At 72.3% G+C, this 4,429-nt stretch carries 4 protein-coding genes; 2 read left to right on the top strand and 2 right to left on the bottom strand.

Going from position 1 to position 4,429, the window contains the following annotated elements:
• Positions 1-204: 204 nt before the first annotated feature.
• The gene (locus tag AB0G02_RS29590; protein WP_360800280.1) at positions 205-984 is read left to right on the top strand and encodes an alpha/beta fold hydrolase; all 780 of its coding nucleotides are present in this window, start codon (positions 205-207) and stop codon (positions 982-984) included.
• Positions 985-1,036: 52 nt separating this feature from the next.
• Here the strand turns inward: AB0G02_RS29590 and AB0G02_RS29585 are convergent, their stop codons facing one another.
• Positions 1,037-1,924 (bottom strand): serine/threonine-protein kinase, encoded by an 888-nt coding sequence (locus AB0G02_RS29585; RefSeq protein ID WP_360800277.1) that lies wholly within the window; start codon positions 1,922-1,924, stop codon positions 1,037-1,039.
• Between the two features lie 157 nt (positions 1,925-2,081).
• On the bottom strand, positions 2,082-3,032 hold the full coding sequence (locus AB0G02_RS29580) for a lysyl oxidase family protein (RefSeq protein WP_360800274.1): 951 nt from the start codon (positions 3,030-3,032) through the stop codon (positions 2,082-2,084).
• Positions 3,033-3,224: 192 nt separating this feature from the next.
• On the opposite strand from AB0G02_RS29580, the gene wecB reads away from it, so the two are divergent.
• The coding region (wecB, locus tag AB0G02_RS29575; protein ID WP_360800271.1) for a UDP-N-acetylglucosamine 2-epimerase (non-hydrolyzing) at positions 3,225-4,429 on the top strand (1,205 nt) is incomplete at its 3' end.

The raw sequence follows: 4,429 nt of genomic DNA, 5'->3' as shown, positions 1-4,429 counted from the left end.
CGCCGGGCGAACGCGCGTTGCGGCGGCAGGCGGTCGCCCGGCTTCAGCCGACCGGCCCCGATGTCGGCGGCCAGCCGGTCCGCGATCAGCCGGTAGTCCGCCACGCGTCCACCCCACATTGCACCGAGAGCATTGTTTTCATTGCACCGAGCATGGTGGCGTTCCTACGCTGCTGACGTCAACGGACCTGGGGGACGCATGCGCGTGAACGACATCGACATCGCCTACGACGACAAGGGCGAGGGCATCCCGGTCGTGCTGGTGCACGGCCACCCGTTCGACCGCTCGATGTGGCGACCGCAGGTGGAGCGCCTCAGTTCCCGGTACCGGGTCATCGCTCCTGACCTGCGCGGGTACGGCGAGACGACGGTGGTGCCCGGCAAGACGCCGCTGAGCGTGTTCGCGCAGGACCTGATCGGCCTCCTGGACCGCCTCGGGCTGGACCAAGTCGTCCTGTGCGGGTTGTCCATGGGCGGCCAGATCGTCATGGAATTGCACCGCACCCACCCGTCACGCGTCCGTGCACTCGTCCTGGCGGACACCTTCGCGGAGGCGGATGCGCCGGAAGCGCGCGCGCTGCGCCGCGAGACGGCGGAGCGGTTGCTCCGCGAGGGCATGGGCCCGTACGCGGACGAGGTGCTGGACAAGATGATCTCGCCCCACAACGTCCGCGCGCTGCCCGACGTCGCGGACCACGTGCTGCGGATGATGCGGGGCACCGCGCCGGAAGGAGCCGCGGCGGCCCTGCGGGGACGTGCCGAACGGCCGGACTACCTGGACTCCCTGGCCCGCACCGCCGTGCCGGCGCTGGTGGTCGTCGGTGAGGAGGACGAGTACACGCCGGTCGCCGTGGCGCAGCGGATGCACTCGACCATCCCCGGCGCGGCGCTCGTCGTGATCCCCGGCGCGGGACACCTGCCGAACCTCGAACGGCCGGAGGAGTTCACGGACGCGGTGGAACGGTTCCTGGCCACCCTGACCTGATCCGCCTCGACCTGAAGCGACCGTGCTGCCCCCGATCCCGATCGGACCCAGGTCAGGCGTGGAGGCGTTCGGTGGCGAGCGGGCCGGTGGAGGCGGTCCGGGGAGCGCACAGCAGGCGGTCGACCGGCAGGGCGGAGCGCAGCTTGTCCGCGCACTGGGCCGCCGTGGGGCGGCGGTGGGGCGTCAGGCAGGTCATGGCCTTGATCAGGCGGGCCAGACCGGTGGGCACGTCGTGCGGGATCTCCGGCGGGCGGCGCAGCCGAGCGACGGCCGCCTCCACCCGGTTGCCCTGGTACTCGCGGTAGCCGGTGAGGCACTCCAGCAGCACCAGGCCCAGCGCGTAGACGTCCGCCGCCGGGCCGACCTCGTCGCCCCGCACCTGCTCCGGGGCCAGGTAGGCGGCGGTGCCGACGACCTGGTGGTTGTTCGTGGTCCTGGTCGCCTCCACCGAGCGGGCCAGTCCGAAGTCCGCCAGGTAGGCCGTGTCAGAGCCGTCGAGCAGGACGTTGGACGGCTTCACGTCGCGGTGCACGATCCGGTTGTCGTGCACGTGGGCGAGGGTGTCCGCGAGCTGGTGGCCGAGCGCGCGGACCTGGGCCGGCGTGAACGTGCCGTCCAGCAGCCGGTCGCGCAGCGTCGTGCCCTCGACCAGCTGCATGACGACGAACGACGTCCGGCCGCACGTGCCCACGTCGTAGACCGACAGCACGCCGGGGTGCGACAGGGCGGCCAGCGTCCGGACCTCGTTGTCGAACCGGCGGGAGTCCACGGCGTCGTCGAGGCCCTCGAACGCCTTGACCGCCACGAACCGCCGGAGCAGCACGTCCCACCCCCGGTGGACCTCGGCCACACCGCCTGCGCCGAGCTTTCCCACCAGCTGGTAGCGACCTGCGAGAACGCGGTTCTCGGTGGCCAATGACTGCTCGGTGGCCAACGACATGGCCCCACCCTTCGGGTCACCGGTCCGGACGCCTGCCGAATTCCCGCAGGACCACTCCACCAAACGCGCGACACGGTCACGCCCCGACCACCAGCGGTGCGTGCGCCACCACGCACTGCCCGTGATCGGCCCCGCCACCCCGGCGGGCTGCCGCCGATCACCTGCGCAAGTTCGCGCAGCTCTCCGTGCCGGGGCAGTTGCGCAACACCCTCACCTGGGGCGGTTGGGTGATGGTCGCCGGCGGGTCGACCGCGCCGCCCGGCCAGCGCACCGAGATCGCCATGGACGAGGCGTTGTTCGCGTACGACTTCTCCACCAGCGTCCGGTCGCCGTTGACGACGTTCACCACGTCGTACACGCCGGACGGCACCCTCGTGATGTCCAACCACTGGAAGTCGACCGTGTACAGGTAGTCGTCGCCGGACCCCACCGAGATGCCCTGCACCACGCTCAACGACTCCGGCGCGTGGTGGCCGCACCGGTTCTTCCGCAGCACCTCCGCCAACCTGCCCTGCGGGTCGTCCTGCCCGATCGGCCGGTTCGGCAGGCGGTCGTTCGTCGCGTACCGGTCGCCCAGGCAGAACCCGTTCTTCCGGTCGGACACCACCGCGGCGCCCGACGGCGTGCGGAGCTGGAAGTGCTCGAAGCCGAGCAGGTGCCAGTGCTGGTGCGCGGCCGCCGGCTCGTAGTACAGGGTGGCCGGGACGGGGTGCTGCGCCTCGTCGTACGACATCGGAATCGAACCGTCCACAGCGGACTGGAGCGCCTGCCGCGCCGTCATCTCCGCCTGCCCGGTCGTGTCCCGGCGGCCGTGGATCAGCAGCGGCCCGTCCCCCACGTTCTCCGCCGATGTGGTGAACCGCAACCGCACCGCCCCGATCGGGGCCGCCCGCACGCACTCACCGCTCGGCGCCGCCGGGTCCGCGACCGGGCACACGTCCCAGTCGGCACAGGCGGACACCTTGTCGGTGGAGCCACCGCTGCACCCCACCGGCGCCTGCCGGAGGTCGGGCAGCAGCTCCGTACCGCTCGCCTGCGCGTGCGACGGCCCCACCAGCACCGCCACGAGCACGGCCGTGGCGGGCAGGACCGCGTGTCTTCGCAACATTCTTCCTCGAACCCGTCCCGATCGTCGGAGTGATCCACTCATCAACCTAGTGGCCCACCTCGACAACTCGGCAGCGGAACCGATCGATTTCACTCGATCGACTGAGGCGCAAGGGAAATCGACCGCCGGGACTCTAACCTTCACCGCGATCGCGCCCCGGGTGCGCGTCTTCCGCGACTGGAGGTGTGTCCGATGGACCAGGCAGTTCCCGGCACCGTCACGATGGTGTGCGGCACGAGGCCGGAGCTGATCAAGCTCGCCCCGCTGATCCGCGTGCTGGGCGCCGAGGCCACCGTCGTCTACACCGGACAGCACTACGACACCGCGATGTACCACCGGATCCGGCAGGACATCGGCCGCCCCGGGCGGTTCCACGAGCTGTCCGTGGGCGGTGGCGGCCGGCGCGGCACGCAGCTCGGCGCCGCCGTCGCCGCGGTGGACGAGGTGCTCGCCCGGCACCCCACCAGGGCCGTGATCGTGCAGGGCGACACGACGTCCGCGCTCGCGGGCGCGTTGGCCGCCAACGCCGGCGACGTGCCGCTGGTGCACGTGGAAGCGGGCCTGCGCAGCTTCGACCGCGCGATGCCCGAGGAGCACAACCGGGTGGCCATCGACCACCTCGCTGACCTGTGCTGCGCCCCGACTCCGCTCAACCGCACCAACCTGCTCGCGGAGAGCGTCCCCGAGGAGCGCATCGCGATCACCGGCAACACGGTGGTCGAGGCGCTCGTGACGGCGCTGCCCGGCCGCGACGAGGAAGCCGTCGTCCTGGCCGCGCACGAGCTGGACCGCGACGGTTACGTGCTGGCCACCGTGCACCGGCCGGAGAACGTGGACGACCCGGTCAACCTGGAGGTCATCCTGCGGGAGCTGAACCGCCTGCCGCTGCCGGTGGTGCTGCCGCTGCACCCCCGCACGGCCAAGCGGGTCGAGGGCTTCGGGCTCACCGCCCTCCTGCGCCGGCTCAAGGTGGTGGAACCGCAGGCGTACCCGGCGTTCCTGGCGCTGGCCCGGTGCGCCGCCGTGGTGGTGTCCGACTCCGGCGGCATCCAGGAGGAGGTCAGCGTCCTCAAGCGACCGGTGGTCGTGGTGCGCCGCAGCACCGAGCGCCCGGAGATCGAGGGCACGTTCGGCACGCTGGTGCCGCCGGGGCCGAGGGTGTGCGCGGAGGTGCTGCGGTGGCTGGACGACGTGCCCGGCCACCGGGAACGCCTGGAGCACATCCCCTCCCCCTACGGCACCGGCTCGCCGTCGGCCCGGATCGCCGCCGCCCTGCGGCAGCTCGTCCGCGGCGAGCCGGTCCACGCCGGAGCGGGCGCGCGGCTCAGCCCGGAACGGGTTGTGGTGCCCCCGCCAGCGTCGCGGCGACCCGCCGCGCCAGTCCCGCACTCGAGTTC

Source organism: Actinosynnema sp. NPDC023658 (assembly GCF_040639995.1).
Lineage (GTDB): Bacteria > Actinomycetota > Actinomycetes > Mycobacteriales > Pseudonocardiaceae > Actinosynnema.
The sequence above is the reverse complement of the archived record's forward strand: the minus strand, read 5'-3'. Positions and strand labels throughout refer to the sequence as shown.